15 protein-coding genes are annotated in these 15823 nt (G+C 55.8%); 10 read left to right on the plus strand and 5 right to left on the minus strand.

From position 1 onward, the window contains the following. Positions 1 to 26: 26 nt before the first annotated feature. The 3 genes from glnH to rhtA all read right to left on the minus strand — a co-directional run bounded on the left by glnH (position 27) and on the right by rhtA (position 2821). Positions 27 to 770 carry a glutamine ABC transporter substrate-binding protein GlnH gene (gene glnH, locus E0L16_RS02375; RefSeq protein WP_003858455.1) on the minus strand — a complete coding sequence of 248 codons (744 nt, stop codon included), beginning with the start codon at positions 768 to 770 and terminating at the stop codon, positions 27 to 29. 361 nt (positions 771 to 1131) lie between these two features. Then, the gene (dps, locus tag E0L16_RS02380) at positions 1132 to 1635 is read right to left on the minus strand and encodes a DNA starvation/stationary phase protection protein Dps (protein WP_000100801.1); all 504 of its coding nucleotides are present in this window, start codon (positions 1633 to 1635) and stop codon (positions 1132 to 1134) included. Between the two features lie 298 nt (positions 1636 to 1933). Then, positions 1934 to 2821: a threonine/homoserine exporter RhtA gene (gene rhtA / locus E0L16_RS02385; protein WP_131636222.1), complete on the minus strand. Its 888-nt coding sequence runs from the start codon at positions 2819 to 2821 to the stop codon at positions 1934 to 1936. Between the two features lie 354 nt (positions 2822 to 3175). Here rhtA and ompX point away from each other — a divergent pair, with 354 nt between their 5' ends. After that, positions 3176 to 3694, plus strand: a complete 519-nt coding sequence (gene ompX, locus E0L16_RS02390) for an outer membrane protein OmpX (RefSeq protein ID WP_003858450.1) — start codon at positions 3176 to 3178, stop codon at positions 3692 to 3694. 158 nt (positions 3695 to 3852) lie between these two features. Here the strand turns inward: ompX and E0L16_RS02395 are convergent, their stop codons facing one another. Both E0L16_RS02395 and mntS read right to left on the minus strand, forming a co-directional pair. After that, the gene (locus E0L16_RS02395; RefSeq protein ID WP_131636224.1) at positions 3853 to 5436 is read right to left on the minus strand and encodes a phosphoethanolamine transferase; all 1584 of its coding nucleotides are present in this window, start codon (positions 5434 to 5436) and stop codon (positions 3853 to 3855) included. A gap of 269 nt (positions 5437 to 5705) precedes the next feature. After that, positions 5706 to 5834, minus strand: a complete 129-nt coding sequence (mntS, locus tag E0L16_RS02400) for a manganase accumulation protein MntS (RefSeq protein ID WP_063449276.1) — start codon at positions 5832 to 5834, stop codon at positions 5706 to 5708. A gap of 183 nt (positions 5835 to 6017) precedes the next feature. Between mntS and mntR the strand changes: the two genes are divergently transcribed. From mntR to E0L16_RS02445, 9 genes are all read left to right on the plus strand, one after another. Further along, positions 6018 to 6491 carry a manganese-binding transcriptional regulator MntR gene (gene mntR / locus E0L16_RS02405; RefSeq protein ID WP_063449275.1) on the plus strand — a complete coding sequence of 158 codons (474 nt, stop codon included), beginning with the start codon at positions 6018 to 6020 and terminating at the stop codon, positions 6489 to 6491. Continuing rightward, on the plus strand, positions 6488 to 7597 hold the full coding sequence (locus E0L16_RS02410) for an anion transporter (protein ID WP_131636225.1): 1110 nt from the start codon (positions 6488 to 6490) through the stop codon (positions 7595 to 7597). The genes mntR and E0L16_RS02410 overlap by 4 nt, the downstream gene beginning before the upstream one ends. Positions 7598 to 7698: 101 nt before the next feature. After that, positions 7699 to 8793, plus strand: coding sequence for an HlyD family secretion protein (locus E0L16_RS02415; protein ID WP_131636226.1), 1095 nt, complete (start codon positions 7699 to 7701; stop codon positions 8791 to 8793). Continuing rightward, entirely contained in the window at positions 8790 to 10361 is a 1572-nt protein-coding gene (locus E0L16_RS02420) for a DHA2 family efflux MFS transporter permease subunit (RefSeq protein ID WP_063866180.1), read from the plus strand. The genes E0L16_RS02415 and E0L16_RS02420 overlap by 4 nt, the downstream gene beginning before the upstream one ends. After that, positions 10361 to 11884, plus strand: coding sequence for an efflux transporter outer membrane subunit (locus tag E0L16_RS02425; RefSeq protein ID WP_131636227.1), 1524 nt, complete (start codon positions 10361 to 10363; stop codon positions 11882 to 11884). The genes E0L16_RS02420 and E0L16_RS02425 overlap by 1 nt, the downstream gene beginning before the upstream one ends. A gap of 164 nt (positions 11885 to 12048) precedes the next feature. Beyond that, the gene (locus tag E0L16_RS22160) at positions 12049 to 12417 is read left to right on the plus strand and encodes an NlpC/P60 family protein (RefSeq protein WP_131636228.1); all 369 of its coding nucleotides are present in this window, start codon (positions 12049 to 12051) and stop codon (positions 12415 to 12417) included. Beyond that, positions 12417 to 12914 carry a YqhG/Tai3 family protein gene (locus E0L16_RS02435; protein ID WP_131636229.1) on the plus strand — a complete coding sequence of 166 codons (498 nt, stop codon included), beginning with the start codon at positions 12417 to 12419 and terminating at the stop codon, positions 12912 to 12914. The genes E0L16_RS22160 and E0L16_RS02435 overlap by 1 nt, the downstream gene beginning before the upstream one ends. A 151-nt stretch (positions 12915 to 13065) precedes the next feature. After that, positions 13066 to 14442 (plus strand): glycoside hydrolase family 1 protein, encoded by a 1377-nt coding sequence (locus E0L16_RS02440; protein WP_131636230.1) that lies wholly within the window; start codon positions 13066 to 13068, stop codon positions 14440 to 14442. Between the two features lie 51 nt (positions 14443 to 14493). Further along, positions 14494 to 15816: a PTS sugar transporter subunit IIC gene (locus E0L16_RS02445; RefSeq protein WP_131636231.1), complete on the plus strand. Its 1323-nt coding sequence runs from the start codon at positions 14494 to 14496 to the stop codon at positions 15814 to 15816. Positions 15817 to 15823: the final 7 nt, after the last annotated feature.

Here is a 15823-nt window from a genome sequence, read left to right on the forward strand (position 1 = left end):
CGTTACAAACCTGAGTTCAGGTGAAGTTATTTAGGCTCGGTACCGAACCATTTTTTGTAGATTTCGTTATAGGTGCCGTTCTCTTTCAGGGTTTTCAGCGCGCCGTTCACTTTATTACGCAGGTCGTCGCTGCCTTTCGGGAACGCAATACCGTACTGCTGTGCTTCCAGAGAATCGCCTACCGCTTTGAACTTGCCGTTCCCTGCGGTTTTGATGAAGTACAGAATGTTAGGCGTGTCGTGCAGCACCGCGTCAGCGCGGTTGGTGCCCAGTTCCATATACGCGTTGTCGATGTTCGGGAACTGACGCAGGTCTTTGGTTTTGATGTTGGCTTTCGCGTAATCCACGGAACCGGTGCCGCTCTTCACGGCGACCACTTTACCGTCGAGATCTTTCACGCTTTTGACGTCGTTGTTATCCGCTTTTACCATCACCAGCAGGCCGCTTTTGTAGTAGCCGTCAGAGAAGTCGATCGCTTTTTTACGTTCTTCGGTGATGGTGATGCCCGCCAGCGCCAGGTCAACGTTTTTAGTTTGCAGCGCCGGGATGATACCGCTGAAGTCCATTGGCTTCAGGGTGTAATCCAGCTTGAGTTCTTTTGCGACAGCGGCCCACAGATCGACGTCAAAACCAACGTATTTGTCACCCTGTTTGAATTCAAACGGTACGAACGCCGTGTCAGTCGCCACAACAAGTTTGTCGGCGGCCTGCGAGGACACCGCAAACGCCAGGGTAAGTGCAGCCAGTGAAACTTTTAATACAGACTTCATAGCATTTCCTTTTATATCCACGGGGCGATCCCCTGCGAGAACCTCTGGCACAATGAAAAAATCATGCCAGTTTTACAAGCTATTGTTTTGCAAAGGGGATGATGTCATGCATTGCACAAAAAGCGTGGCAATCCTGTCATGTTGCACCAGAATGGAGCACCGTTTTGGTGCGCTTCGTTAAGGTCTTCTGACAGGGGGATATTTAGCGCAGAATCTGACGAAAAAACAATCTTCCGTTAACGGTTGTGTGAGGTGATTATTACATTTCATTCACTTTTGCGGCCATTGCGGGCAAAAGTGCGCACCATAAATGTGCAAAACCCCCGCCGGGGGCGAGGGTTATTCAGACAATCCGCAGGGATTATTCGATGTTGGACTCGATAAACCACAGGAACTGATCCAGGTCGCGAGAGGCAGCGGTGAAGATATCCGCAGTGTCTTCATCTTTCGCTTCGCCAATCGCTTTACGCACGTCGTTCGCGACGATCGCGTAACGGTCCGCCAGCTCTTTCAGGTGATCCTGAACGGTATGGATATCCAGCGGATAGCTTTTCAGTGGCGTTTTGCTGTTGATCACCTGCGTGGTACCCAGCGCCACACCGCCCAGCTGTACGGCGCGTTCGGCCATGGTGTCCAGGTGAGTTACCAGTGCTGTGCGGAAGCCATCCAGCATTTCATGAACGGCAATAAAGTTTGCACCGCGCATATTCCAGTGGGCCTGCTTGGTGATCAGCGAAAGATCGATGAACTGGACCACCTGGCGATTCAGCAACTCAATGGTCGCTTTTTTATCGCTATCCGATACATCGTTACGGGTATAAAGCAGATTAGACGCTTTCGTTTTCACCAGTTTAGCGGTACTCATAATCTCATATCCTCTTGATGTTTGTGTCCCAGGTAATTACGGGATTAAGTATAGCACCGGATTTTTTCCCTGCGGTTTGGCTCTGCCTATTGGTTTAATAGCGAAAGGTAGGTTGAACTTTTAACTTACTGACTTTTATATATTTTATATAAATTGATGCAGATCAATCTTAATTCCTTCCCAGACAAGGCGGGCAGCTGAAATATTTTGGCAATATAAGAGAGTTTGTAAGAAATTATTTGAAGCGCGGACGAGACCTCTATTCTGCATGGCCGGTAAGCCATGCAGAATTTAAGGGCTAGTTGAGGTCAATTTTTTCAACTTTTGGTTCCGGGCGCATGGTCAGCGTGGAGCCCATTGACGCCGCGATAATGGAACAGAGCGCCAGCGTCTGCACCAGCGTCAGGGTTTCGCCGAGGAAAATCATGCCGGAGATAGCGGCCAGCGCGGGCTCCATGCTCATGAGCGTACCAAAAATACGCGTAGGCAGCCGCGTCAGGGCGATCATCTCCAGAGAGTAGGGAAGCGCCGTGGAGAGAATAGCGACCGCCAGCCCAACCGGCAGGATGGACCATTGCCAGATCGAATCCGTGGCCTGCGCCATGCCGATCGGAACAAAGATGATGGCGGCAATCAGCGAGCCCAGGGCGACCGTCGCAGGGCCGTGCTCTTCCCCCGCACGCTGGCCAGTGAGAATATACACCGCCCAGCAAGCCCCCGCGCCCAGCGCCAGAGCAGCCCCCGTCAGATCGATCTGTGAAACGCTTTGACCGAGCGGCAGCAGGAACCAGAGCCCCAGCACGGCCAGTATGACCCAGATAAAGTCCACCGGACGACGAGAAGAGAAGAGGGCAACCGCCAGCGGGCCTGTAAATTCAAGCGCAACCGCGATCCCCAGCGGGATAGTCTGAATAGAGAGGTAGAACATGTAGTTCATCCCTCCCAGCGCCAGCCCATAGAGGAGCAGGGGAAGGCGCTGCTCCTTTTTAAAACGTAGCCGCCAGGGCTTAAAGATAACCACGAGGATCAGGGTGCCTAACGCGATACGCAGCGCCGTAACGCCCGGCGCACCAACCAGCGGAAAGAGCGATTTTGCCAGCGACGCGCCGCTTTGAATGGACATCATCGCGATAAGTATGACGACCACCGGCATCCAGACCGACGATTTACGGGGTAAACCAGGCATCCTTTCTCCTGTCAATTTTTGTCAAAAGAGGTAAAAGTCGCAGTGTAATGGAAATAAGCTGCGACGGTTGAGCTACTGTTGAAAAAAATCCAGGGAAAATCCGTAAAATGAGGAAAGGTTGATGCTTTTATCGCCTGAAAGATTAGGAATAATCTGGATGAACTTTCTGGCGATGACGCGCACTATTAGCGTTTGAAGGTGAAAATCTGGAGTTATTTGAACAAGATAGCTGGTGCTGGAAATGTTCTGTTACAGGAAAGGTCGCATTAGACATCGTGAATGACAAAGAGTTTCACAGATTTTTTTGATATATTTAAAACTTACGGACTTACTTGAAGCACATTTGAGGTGGTTATGAAAAAAATTGCATGTCTTTCAGCACTGGCAGCTGTTCTGGCTGTTTCCGCAGGTACCGCTGTAGCGGCAACTTCTACTGTAACTGGTGGTTACGCTCAGAGCGATATGCAGGGCGTGATGAACAAAACCAACGGTTTCAACCTGAAGTACCGTTATGAGCAAGACAACAACCCGCTGGGTGTGATCGGTTCTTTCACTTACACCGAGAAAGATCGTACTGAAAATGGCTCTTACAATAAAGGTCAGTACTACGGCATCACCGCGGGTCCTGCTTACCGCCTGAATGACTGGGCAAGCATCTACGGTGTTGTAGGTGTTGGCTACGGTAAATTCCAGCAGACCGAAAACCAGGGTCTGAACCGTACTGCTAGCAACAGCGACTACGGTTTCTCCTATGGCGCAGGTATGCAGTTCAACCCAATCGAAAACGTTGCTCTGGACTTCTCCTATGAGCAGAGCCGTATCCGCAACGTTGACGTTGGCACCTGGATTGCGGGCGTAGGTTACCGCTTCTAATCACTTCGGTGAGCCAGTAAAAAATCCGCCCTTTGAGGCGGATTTTTTTATGGAAGATAGAGCAAAACGGCAACCAGAGGTTGCCGTTTTTAGTGTTTGTGCCTCTTCCGGTGGGAGAGGCCAGCGTGAAGGCATCAGATCGCACGAGACGGCAGAGATCACTTACTCTTAATATCGAAAATATCCGTTCCCAGATGGTTATAGTCGACTTTCTGTAACTTAAAGTTGGTAATGTACACTGGCGGGCCCTTCTTGCCGGAGATAAACGGGTAATCATTTTTTATCTCTTTCGCCTTAATCCCCGTCCACTGGGAGAAGAATTTCAGGAAATCGTTCGCGGAACGACGCGCTTTGATGATGCGATGCGTTTTGTCATCACTCGACAGCACCATAAACGGTACCTGGAAGTTCTGCTGGAATTTGTCATCGTGGGCCAGATACTGCACCTCTTTTCCGCGCTCCTTAAACGCCAGACCGTGGTCAGAGAAATAGACCATTGAGAAGCTGTCGCCGCTGTTGCGCAGCTGTGCGTACAGCTTGCTGAGCAGATCGTCGGTTTGCGTCATGGTGTAGAGGTAGCAGGAGGTCTCTTTCGACTGCACGAAATCTGCGTATTTTCCCTTCGTGCGGTCGCAGGCCTGCGGATGGGAACCCATCAGGTGCAGAACAATCAGCTGCGGCTGGGTGCGCTGGGTGGCAAAAACCTGCGCGGTCATTTTCAACAGCGCTTCATCTTGCGTATTTTTGTCCGCTTCAAAGTCACCGCTTTTCAGGAACTGTACCTCGTCGGCACGCTTCGCGATGCTGGCAATGGCGGTATCATATTCGCCAATCTGCCCCTGGTTGGAGAACCACCACGTCTGAAAACCGGCCCGGTTGGCCAGGGTGACAAAATTATCCTGAAACTGCGGTTTTCCATCCACGACGCGGTTGAGCGTCAAACCGAGAGATTTTTGCGTTGAGCCGCTGGCCGCCACGTAGTCGGTAAACAGCGTACCGTTGACGGCGCTGGCAAACGGCGTGTTATCCCAGTGACCGCCAAACGCGCCGAGCGCATCGCGACGCGCGCTTTCACCGATCACCACCACGTAGGTGTGATACTTCGGTTTTACCGCCAGCACGTTCCAGGTGTCTTTCATTGTGGAAAGCTCGGCCATACGCGCCTGCTCGTCGAGCACTTCCTCGTTATTCACCACCACGTCTTTAACGAAGCGAAACACCGGATAACCGGTATCTTTCAGCTTAAACACGCCGCCCCAAGCCAGGTTTTGTACCGGCGCGACAAAAAACGTCACCACGCTAAAGGCCAGGCACAGGCTTTCAATTTTACCCCACCGCTTTTTCTCGACGGGCTTACGACGAACCGCCATCACGCCCAGGGCAAAGATGAAAAGGCCAACCACGTAGTTGTACCACGGGAAGATCGTCAGGATCTCCGTGGACTCTTCCATATTAGTGGAGTGTAGCGCCAGCAGGGTATTAAAGTTCGGCGCGCCATAGGCCTGGCCAAACGGGAAATAGGCGGCAGCAACCAGAGAACAGATCCCGATGAGCACTTTCTGCACGCGCGGTGCGCTTCGCCACAGCAGGTGAAGGATGCAGGTGAATCCGACGGCATAAAGCAGGCTGAAGGGGTAGCCAAGGGCAAAGTTAATCAGCAGCGATTGCAAAAAATAGAATCCCGTCCACGGGCTTAAGGCCCGGCTGCGGGTAACAAGTGTATCAATCAGGGTTACGTTCATAGATCGCTATCACGAAAACGCCATGTGCTCACCCTGGCGCCAAGGGTCAAAGCCTGCCTGACTGTGCGTGAAAAGGGAATGAGGGGTCCGCTTCAGCGAGCCGCAAAGGATGCAGGGCTGCAAGAAGATAGTGCGAGCGTGAAGTAAGGTCAACAGTTGCTAAACAGATGTTTTGCGAAGGGGGCTGCAAATCCGCAAAAATAATCGGGAAAAGGACAGTGTGCCGGGGAAAAATGACTGGAAAATGAAGCGGCGTACCGCGACGCCGCTTAGTGGGAAGATTTGTCGTCCTGCTGCGGTTTGGTGGTAAACATATCGCACAGCATGTTCACCAGCATCAGGCGCACTTTAAAAGGAGAGTGGGTAAACACGTTCATACACCTCTTGAATTCATTCATAAGACCTCCTGATTCATGATCCCTTCGATCCGTGAAGGGTGACTGCATTACATACAGATATAGCACAGGCTATATTGTATAGCTATGGCTAATTCGTTAATTTTTTGTGCTTGTAGAGCTATGGTTTACAATGTGCGCTCCGTTACAGGGCGCTGGAAGCGTCAACCCCATTGAGGAAGCACAATGAACCGTCGCGCAGGTAAGCCAACAACAAAAAAAACGACGCAACTGGTGAACGTTGAAGAGCATGTGGAAGGCTTCCGTCAGGTGCGTGAGGCGCACCGCCGGGAACTGATTGATGATTATGTAGAGCTGATCTCCGACCTGATCCGTGAGGTGGGCGAAGCGCGCCAGGTCGATATGGCCGCACGGCTGGGGGTGTCTCAGCCAACGGTGGCCAAAATGTTAAAACGTCTGGCGTCGGTAGGGCTGATCGAAATGATCCCCTGGCGCGGGGTGTTTCTTACCGCTGAAGGCGAAAAGCTGGCGCAGGAGAGCCGCGAGCGCCATCAGATCGTCGAGAACTTTTTACTGGTGCTGGGCGTCAGCCCGGACATTGCCCGTCGGGACGCCGAAGGGATGGAACACCACGTCAGCGAAGAGACGCTGGTGAAGTTCCGCGAATTTACGCTCAAATACGGTCCCTCCGCTGAATGAACATTCCCGGTTTGCAGGCCCTGAAACGCGATCGCTTTTTCCATCTTTTACTCATCATTGGCGTTGGGCTCTGCGTCTTTGTGCCTTTCAGGCCGCAGGCCTGGCCCGCGGCAATAGACTGGCGCACCATTATTACCCTGAGCGGTTTGATGATGCTCACCAAAGGCGTTGAGCTGAGCGGCTATTTTGACGTGCTGGGGCGCAAAATGGTGCGCCGCTTTGCCACCGAGCGCAAGCTGGCCCTGTTCATGGTCTTTTCGGCGGCGCTGCTGTCGACGTTTCTCACTAACGACGTGGCGCTGTTCATTGTGGTGCCGCTGACGCTCACACTGCGTAAGCTGTGCGAAATACCGGTTACCCGCCTGATTATTTTTGAAGCGCTGGCCGTCAATGCGGGCTCTCTGCTTACGCCGATCGGTAACCCGCAGAACATTCTGCTGTGGGGACGCTCGGGCCTGTCGTTTACCGCGTTTACCGGGCAGATGGCGCCGCTGGCGCTGGCGATCGTGGCGACGCTGCTGGTGGTCTGCTGGTTTGCCTTCCCGAATAAAACGTTGCAGTACCACAGCGGTACAGCCGGCCCCCAGTGGCAGCCGCGTCTCGTCTGGAGCTGCCTGGGGCTGTATATCGTTTTCCTCACTGCGCTGGAGCTAAACCAGGCGCTGGCGGGCGCGCTGCTGGTGGCGTGCGGTTTCCTGTTCCTCGCCCGGCGGGTGCTGGTGAGCGTCGACTGGACGCTGCTGCTGGTGTTTATGGCGATGTTTATTGACGTGCACCTGCTGATCCAGCTCCCGGCATTGCAGAACGTTCTCCAGAGCGTCAGCGGTCTGTCGCAGCCGGGATTATGGCTGACGGCGATTGGTCTTTCGCAGGTAATCAGTAACGTGCCGTCCACCATTTTACTGCTTAACTATGTTCCCCCTACGATGCTGCTGGCGTGGGCGGTCAACGTCGGTGGCTTTGGGCTGCTGCCCGGCTCGCTGGCAAACCTTATCGCCCTGCGCATGGCCAACGATCGCCGCATCTGGTGGCGCTTCCATCTATGGTCAATCCCGATGCTGCTCTGGTCAGCGGCGATCGGTTTCGGACTATTCCTTCTCATATAGTGCGCAATTTGTCAGTTTTTCCTGGCAAATGTATAGCAACGTCCTAGCTTTAGTGAACGGCATAGTGTGATGCCGCTCACTGACAGGACCGTTGCTGAACTATGGCAGAAGAACAAAATCCACCTGCTGACGAGCAGGATAAAAACAATAACGAACGCAAGCGTCCGGGCAAAAAACCGTTAATTATCCTCGGCATGGTGGTCATCGTGATGGTGATTGTGGCGCTGGTCTGGTGGTTTTTAACCCGCAACGAAGAGACCACCGACGACGCCTTTACCGACGGCGACGTGGTGACCATTGCCCCTAAAACAGCGGGCTACGTAACTGAACTTCGCGTGCGGGATAACCAGCGCGTGAAAAAAGGGGACGTGCTGGTGGTGATCGATCCTCGCGATACCACCGCCCAGCGCGATCAGGCTCAGGCCCAGCTTGGGCTGGCGCTGGCGCAGCTGCATCAGGCCCAGGCGCAGCTGGCGCTCTCAAAAGTGCAATACCCCGCCCAGCGCGATGAAGCCAAAGCCCAGGTACTGAAAGCGCAGGCGGATATGGCCAACGCGCAGGCGGAGTACCGCCGTCAGCGCGGCGTTGACCCGCGCGCGACGACGCAACAAAGTATCGATTCCGCCAACGCTCAGTTGCGCAGCGCACAGGCCGGTCTTGCCAGCGCGCAGGCGCAGCTGGAAGTGGCGGAGCAGGTTCAGCTGCAAATCCGCCAGCAGGAAACGAATGTTGAAGCCCGCGAACGGCAGGTCGATCAGGCCAGGGCGCAGCTGGAAACCGCCAACCTGAACCTCTCCTATACCGAAGTCCGCGCCCCGTTCGACGGTTTTGTCACTAAGCGCAACGTCCAGGCCGGTACGCTGGTGCAGGCGGGCACGGCGCTGTTCTCGCTGGTCTCCCCGAACGTGTGGGTGGTGGCGAACTTCAAGGAGTCGCAGCTTGAGCGCATGAAGCCGGGCGATAAAGTGACAGTATCCGTCGATGCCTGGCCGGATATGGCGCTGGAAGGCCATATTGACAGCATCCAGCAGGGCAGCGGCTCGCGCTTCTCCGCCTTCCCGTCGGAAAACGCCACCGGTAACTTTGTGAAGATCGTGCAGCGCGTGCCGGTGAAAATCGTCATTGATAAAGGGCTGGATCCGAACAAGCCGCTGCCGCTTGGGCTGTCGGTTGAACCGAAGGTCACCGTGGAATGACGGACAGCAGCCACGAAAACTGGAAGCCCGCCAGTAACCCGTGGGCGGTGGCGATTGTGGTCACCCTGGCGGTGTTTATGGAGATTCTGGACACCACCATCGTCAACGTGGCGCTGCCGCACGTGGCGGGGTCGCTCTCGGCAAGCTACGACGAATCCACCTGGGTGCTGACCAGCTACCTGGTGGCGAACGGCATCGTGCTGCCGATCTCGGCCTTCCTGAGCCGGCTGTTTGGCCGCAAGCAGTTCTTCCTGATCTGCATTGTGATGTTCACCATCTGCTCGTTCCTGTGCGGCATCGCCACCGAGCTTTGGCAAATCATCCTGTTCCGCGTGATGCAGGGCTTCTTCGGCGGCGGGTTGCAGCCCACCCAGCAGTCGGTGCTGCTCGACTACTTCAAGCCGGAGGACAGGGGCAAAGCGTTTGGGCTTTCCTCCATTGCGATTATCGTTGCGCCGGTGCTCGGTCCGACGCTGGGGGGCTGGATCACCGACAACTACTCCTGGCGCTGGGTGTTCTTTATCAACATACCGGTGGGGATTGTGACGGTGCTGGCGATCTACCAGCTGCTGGAAGATCCGCCGTGGGAGAAAAAGTCGGAAGAGAAGCTCACCGTCGACTGGACGGGGATCGGCCTGATCGCCCTCGGCCTTGGCTGTTTGCAGGTGATGCTCGACCGGGGCGAAGATGATGACTGGTTCTATTCGAACTTTATCCGCACCTTCGCGGTACTGACGCTGATTGGCATTATTGGCGCGATCTACTGGCTGATGTATGCCAAAAAGCCGGTGGTGGATCTGCACTGCATGAAGGATCGCAACTTTGCGATCTCCAGCCTGCTGATGGCGGGGATGGCGATGATCCTGTACGGCAGCTCGGTGGTGATCCCGCAGCTGGCGCAGCAGGATTTGGGCTATACCGCCACCTGGTCCGGTCTGGTGCTGTCGCCCGGGGCGGTGCTGATTGTGCTGACTATTCCGCTGGTGCTGAAGCTAATGCCGGTGGTGCAGACGCGCTGGATCATCGCCTTTGGCTTTACCTGCCTGGCGGTATCGTTCTTCTGGTCCCGCACTCTGACCCCGGACATCGATTTCGAGACGCTGGTTCTGTTCCGCAGCGCCCAGTCGATTGGGCTGGGGTTCCTGTTTGTGCCGCTCACCACCATCGCCTTTATTTCGATCCCAAGGCGGCTCAACGCCGACGCGGCGGCGCTGTTTACCATGTTCCGCAACGTGGCCGGCTCGATTGGCATTTCGCTGTCGACGGCGGCAATCACCGAGCGCTCGCAGGCGCACAGCGCGCACCTGGCCTACCACGCTTCGCCGTTTAACGAGCAGTTCCAGCTGGCAATACGCGAAAGTGCGCAGGCGATCCAGAACTTCACCACTCAGGTGGGTGACCCGACCGGCATTGCCACCGGGCGGATGTACCAGACGATGATCGAGCAGTCGCGCTTCCTGGCCTACATCGACGTCTTCACCATTCTGAGCGCGGTGGCCTTCTTACTGATTCCGTTTTGTTTGTTGCTCTCGCCGGTTAAGAGCGAGGGGAGTGCAGGAGCACACTGATGATACACAGACGTTTACACCCCCTGATGATAATGATGCTGCTGGTGGGCTGCGCCGTCGGGCCGGACTACCAGCCGCCCGCGCCGCCCGCCGCCACACACTGGAACGATAAGGGCGACAGCGCGGTGAAATCGCAAACATCTTCCGCCGCCACTAACCCGCGCTGGTGGAAAACCTTCGGCTCGCCGCAGCTCGACAGCCTGGTTGAGCGCGCCATCGCCGGGAATCTGACGCTACAGCAAACGGTATTGCGCATTGCCGGTGCGCGCGAACAGATTAACCAGGCGGGCGGGGCGTTTTTCCCGTCGGTGAATGGCAATGTGCAGGCAACGCGCCAGCAGCTTGGGCTGGAAGGGGAGTTAAAATCCCACGGCGTGTACGACCAGCTGAATAATGTCGATCCGCAGCTGCGAAGCGCGCTTGGCCCGCTGACGCAGCCGATCAATCTTTACCAGGGCAGCTTTGACGCCCAGTGGGAAATCGACCTCTGGGGCAAGGTTCGCCGTCAGGTGGAAGCCGCTGAAGCACAGCAGAAAGCCGCCATCGAACAGCGTAACGATGCGCTGGTGTCGCTGGAGGCCGAAGTGGCGCGGGCGTGGCTACAGCTGCGCGGGGCGCAGAGCATCATCGCCACGCTTAATACGCAAATTGAGAGCGCGCAGCAGACGCTGGATCTGACCGAAAGCCGCCAGCGCGGCGGGCTGTCGCCGCAGATGGACGTGGAAAACGCCCGGGCGCAGCTGGGTAATCTTGAAGCCCAGCTACCTCAGTATCAGGCCCAGGAACGCCAGGCGATGAACGGGTTGGCGATCCTGCTCGGTAAACCGCCGGGAGCGCTGGACGCCGAGCTGCAATCAGCGCAGCCGATGCCCGCGCTGCCGGATATCGTACAGACCGGCATTCCGTCGACGCTGGCCCGCCGCCGTCCCGACGTGCGTGAAGCGGAGGCGAACCTCCACGCCGCCACGGCGCAGATTGGCGTCTCGGTGGCTGAACTGTTCCCGAGCTTCACCCTCTCCGGACAGTTTGGCCTGCGCAACAGCGAATCCGGCTGGCTGACCGACTGGAGCAGCCATTTCTACAGCTTCGGCCCGCAGGTTTCCATTCCGATTTTCCAGGGCGGTCGGCTGGTCTCCAGCGTCAAGGTGGCGCGCGCGCAGCAGGGCGCTGCGGTGCTGGACTATCGCCAGACGGTGCTGACGGCGCTCGGCGATGTCGAAAACGCGCTGGTGAGCTATCGCACCGATCAGCAGCGTGAGGCGGGTCTCGCGAAAACCATCGACGCATTGCAAAACGCCTTTGATCTCGCCAGCGACAGCTACCGGCAGGGGATCGCCAGCTTTATCGACGTGCTGGACGCCCAGCGTCAGCTGGCCCAGGCCGAACAGCAGCGCGCGCAGGCGCAGGTGCAAAGCGCGCTTGACCTGGTAGCGCTTTATAAAGCCCTCGGCGGCGGCTGGGAGCCGTATCAGCAGGTTCGACTGCCGGATTATGCTGTCTTTGGCGACGCTCCGCGCGGATAAACTGCTAAAGGTGGCAACTCTGGCCGGATCCGCGCAGCGAATCCGGCCTTTTTACTGGCGCGTGAAATCATATTTTGACCGGACAACGTTAAGCATTTTTCAGCCAACAAAAAGTTAATGACTGGCACGATAATTCAGCTCTTACTTACTTAAGGGAACTAAGAATGAGCTGGAACAAAGACGTTGCTGTTTCACACCTCCGATCACATGCTCTTGGTCGTTCACATAACGAATGTGCGACTTTTACCCGAGAGGCTATAGCCGCTGGAGGCATACGGCTGGAGAGAACGCTAAACGCAAAAGATTACGGGCAATCTTTACTGCGTGCGGGATTTCGTGAAGTCCCGCCCGGTTCAACATTATTGAGCGGTGATGTCGCTGTTATTCAACCCTATCCGGGAGGAAACTCCAGCGGGCATATGACAATGTATGATGGGACGCAGTGGATCTCAGATTTCCGACAGCGCAGCATGTACCCCGGGCCGGGTTATCGCAGGGCCCAGCCAGCTTTTAAAGTTTACAGGATGAATTGATGCGAGCCGCAATAGTGTTATGCATTTGCTTGCTCTCTGCTTGCTCGGTTAAGCCGGATCAATGCGCGCCGACGCGGGTGCACTCTTTTTACTCCACTTATCTGATGTCACTTACAAGTAGCGACAATGAATATTCGCCGTCTGATCTGCGCGAATATGTCTCTGCTGACACGATTAAGAGACTGGACGATATAGAGTCGATACCCGAACAAGACCTGCTTGGATCTGATTACTTCGCTTATGCGCAGGACTATGATCCTTCATGGGTGTCGGCGTTAAATGTCGGGTCAGCCAAATCGTTTATGGGCGGAGAGGTTATGCCGGTCTGGATTGGAAGAGAAAACGGCGGAAAAGTAGAGTTACGGGTATTCGTTCGGCGAGAATCTGGCACATGGAAGATATACAGGGTTCAGGACGTAACCGATCGCTACGAGCACCCTATATTCAATGCCGGAGCAATTGCCCAGGCAAAAGTTGCGGCAGAAAGCGGGCTTTAAACATTAAACAGGAACTCAGCCTCGGCAACGGCCGGGGCTTTTTATTTCCAACAACCTCACAAAAAACGATCCTCCCCTTTGATCGAAATTTCATCTTCGCCTATATGACTAGTCATGAAATTTTAAATGACTAGTCATATAGGGAGAGAGCATGAACAATTCACTGCCAGCCAACTTTTTATGGGGCAACTCGGTGTCCAGCATGCAGACGGAAGGGGCCTGGAACGAGGGCGGGAAGGGGATGTCGGTGTACGACATTCGTGAGGCCGGGGAAAACGTTTCCGACTGGAAGGTGGCGACCGACTCCTACCACCGCTACCGGGAAGATTTCGACCTGATGCAGGATCTGGGCATGAACTGCTACCGCTTCCAGATCTCCTGGAGCCGCGTCTGCCCGCTGGGTGACGGCGAGTTCAACGACGAGGGCATCGCCTTTTACGACCGCTTTATTGACGATCTGCTCGCCCGCGGTATCGAGCCGATGGTCTGCCTCTACCACTTCGATATGCCGCTGGCGCTGGCGCAGGAGTACAACGGCTTCAACGATCGCCGCGTGGTGGAAGCCTTTATCCGCTACGGCAAAAAGATGATCGACTGCTTCGGGGACCGGGTGAAGTACTGGCTGACCTTCAACGAGCAGAACATTTTCCATATGCCGGAAGCGTTCCGCATTTCCGGCTATATGAAGGGCGAGAAGACTCTGCGCGAGCTGTATGAGCTTCAGCACCATGCGATGGTGGCGCACATGTCGCTGACCGAATACCTGCACCAGACGAAACCGGGCCAGCTAATGGGCGGCATGCTGGCGCACCAGCTGATTTATCCGGCCACCTGCAAGCCGCGCGATATCTTCTGCGCCCAGCAGTATGACGAGTTCCTCAACCAGAACCTGCTGCGCGTCTTCGCAGGCCAGGGCTACAGCCCGGCGGTGATGGCGGTGGTGGAGCAGGAGGGCTTTGGTGATATCTATCGCGCCGACGATCTCGCTTTGTTCGCGCGCACGAAAAACGACTTTATGGCCTTCAGCTACTACGCCAGTAAAACGCTGGACAGCGATGCGATCCCGGAAGGCACGCCGGTGAACAATTACCTCCTGCACGGCGAGAAAAATAACCCGTACCTGAAGGCCACCGAGTGGAACTGGCAGATCGATCCGCTGGGCTTTCGCACCATCATTACCCGCTACGCCAACGACTGGCGCATGCCGGTCTTTCCGATTGAAAACGGCATAGGGGTGATTGAATCCTGGGACGGGGTCAACCCGATTGAGGATACCTACCGCATCGACTACCACCGGGCGCATATCGAGGCCATGAAAGACGCGATGTTCGAGGATGGCGCAGAGGTCATTGGCTACCTCGGCTGGGGATTGATTGACATTCTCAGCTCGCAGGGCGACATGCGCAAGCGCTACGGCGTGGTCTACGTCAACCGCGAGAATCACGACCTGAAAGACCTGAAGCGCGTGCCGAAGAAGAGCTACGCGTGGTTAAAACAGGTTATCCATACCAACGGACGCGAGATGTAAGCCGTACGCTGCCGGGCCGTTTTTGTGACTGATTGATGGGAACTATCCGCTATGTCTGAAGCAAAAATAACACCGCACATGCAGTCTTTTGTCGATAAATTTGTTGAGTTCTCGGCGCGCCTGGCAAACCAGGTGCACCTGCGCTCCCTGCGCGATGCCTTCGCCACGGTGATGCCGATTTTCATCCTCGCCGGTCTGGCGGTGCTGGTGAACAACGTGGTGTTCCCGTGGATTTTTGAGGGTGACACGCTCACACAGTTTAAGGTGTGGGGCGAGGCGATCGTCAACGGCACGCTGAACATCGCCGCGCTGCTGCTGGCCCCAATGATCGCCTGGTCGCTGGCGCGCAACAAAGATTTCGACAATCCGGTCTCGGCAGTGGTTATCGCCGTCAGCAGCTTTATCATCATGATGCCGATGCGCTTACAGATTACGCCCGTCGGCAGCGAGGCCACGGTGAACGTCACCCAGGTGCTGACGTTCGCCAATATCGGCTCCACCGGGATTTTCGCCGGGGTGCTGATTGGCCTGCTCTCCACCGAGCTATTCATCGCCATTTCGCGGCTGAAGGCGCTGCACATTTCGCTGGGGGAAAACGTGCCTCCGGCGGTGAGCAAATCCTTTACCGCGCTGATCCCGACCATTCTCACGCTGTCGCTGTTTGCGGTGCTGGCGGCGCTGCTGGCGAACGTGCTGCACACGGACCTGATCCACCTCATTACGACCTTTATCCAGCAGCCGCTGCGGCTGATCAACACCAGCCTGCCGGGGACGATTTTCATCTACAGCTTCGGTAACTTCCTGTTCACGCTCGGTATTCATCAGTCGGTGGTCAACAGCGTGGTGCTGGAGCCGTTCCTGCTGATTAACACCAATGAAAACATGCTGGCCTTCGCCAACGGACAATCGATCCCGCACATCATCAACAACATCTTTGTGCCGACGTTTGGCATGGTGGGCGGTACGGGCAGCACGATCTCGCTGCTGATCGCCATTTTTATCTTCTCCCGACAAAAGTCGGCGAAGCAGGTGGCGCGGCTGTCGCTGGCGCCGGGCCTGTTCAACATCAACGAGCCGGTGATTTTCGGCCTGCCGATTGTCTTTAACCTGCCGCTGATGATCCCGTTTGTGCTGCTGCCCGCCATCGGCATTTATTTTGCGTGGCTCTGTACCACGCTGGGGCTGATGTCGCGCTGCGTGGTGATGATCCCGTGGACCACGCCGCCGATCCTCAGCGCCTGGCTGGCGACGGCGGGAGACTGGCGCGCCGTGGTGGTGCAGTTGGCAATCATTGTATTTGGTGTATTCTTCTACCTGCCTTTCCTCAAGGTGGCCGAGAGAGTGGCGCTGAAGAACAGCGGGACAGAAAACTAATCAGAAG

Origin of the sequence: Enterobacter quasihormaechei (assembly GCF_004331385.1) — a bacterium.
Taxonomy (GTDB): Bacteria; Pseudomonadota; Gammaproteobacteria; order Enterobacterales; family Enterobacteriaceae; genus Enterobacter; species Enterobacter quasihormaechei.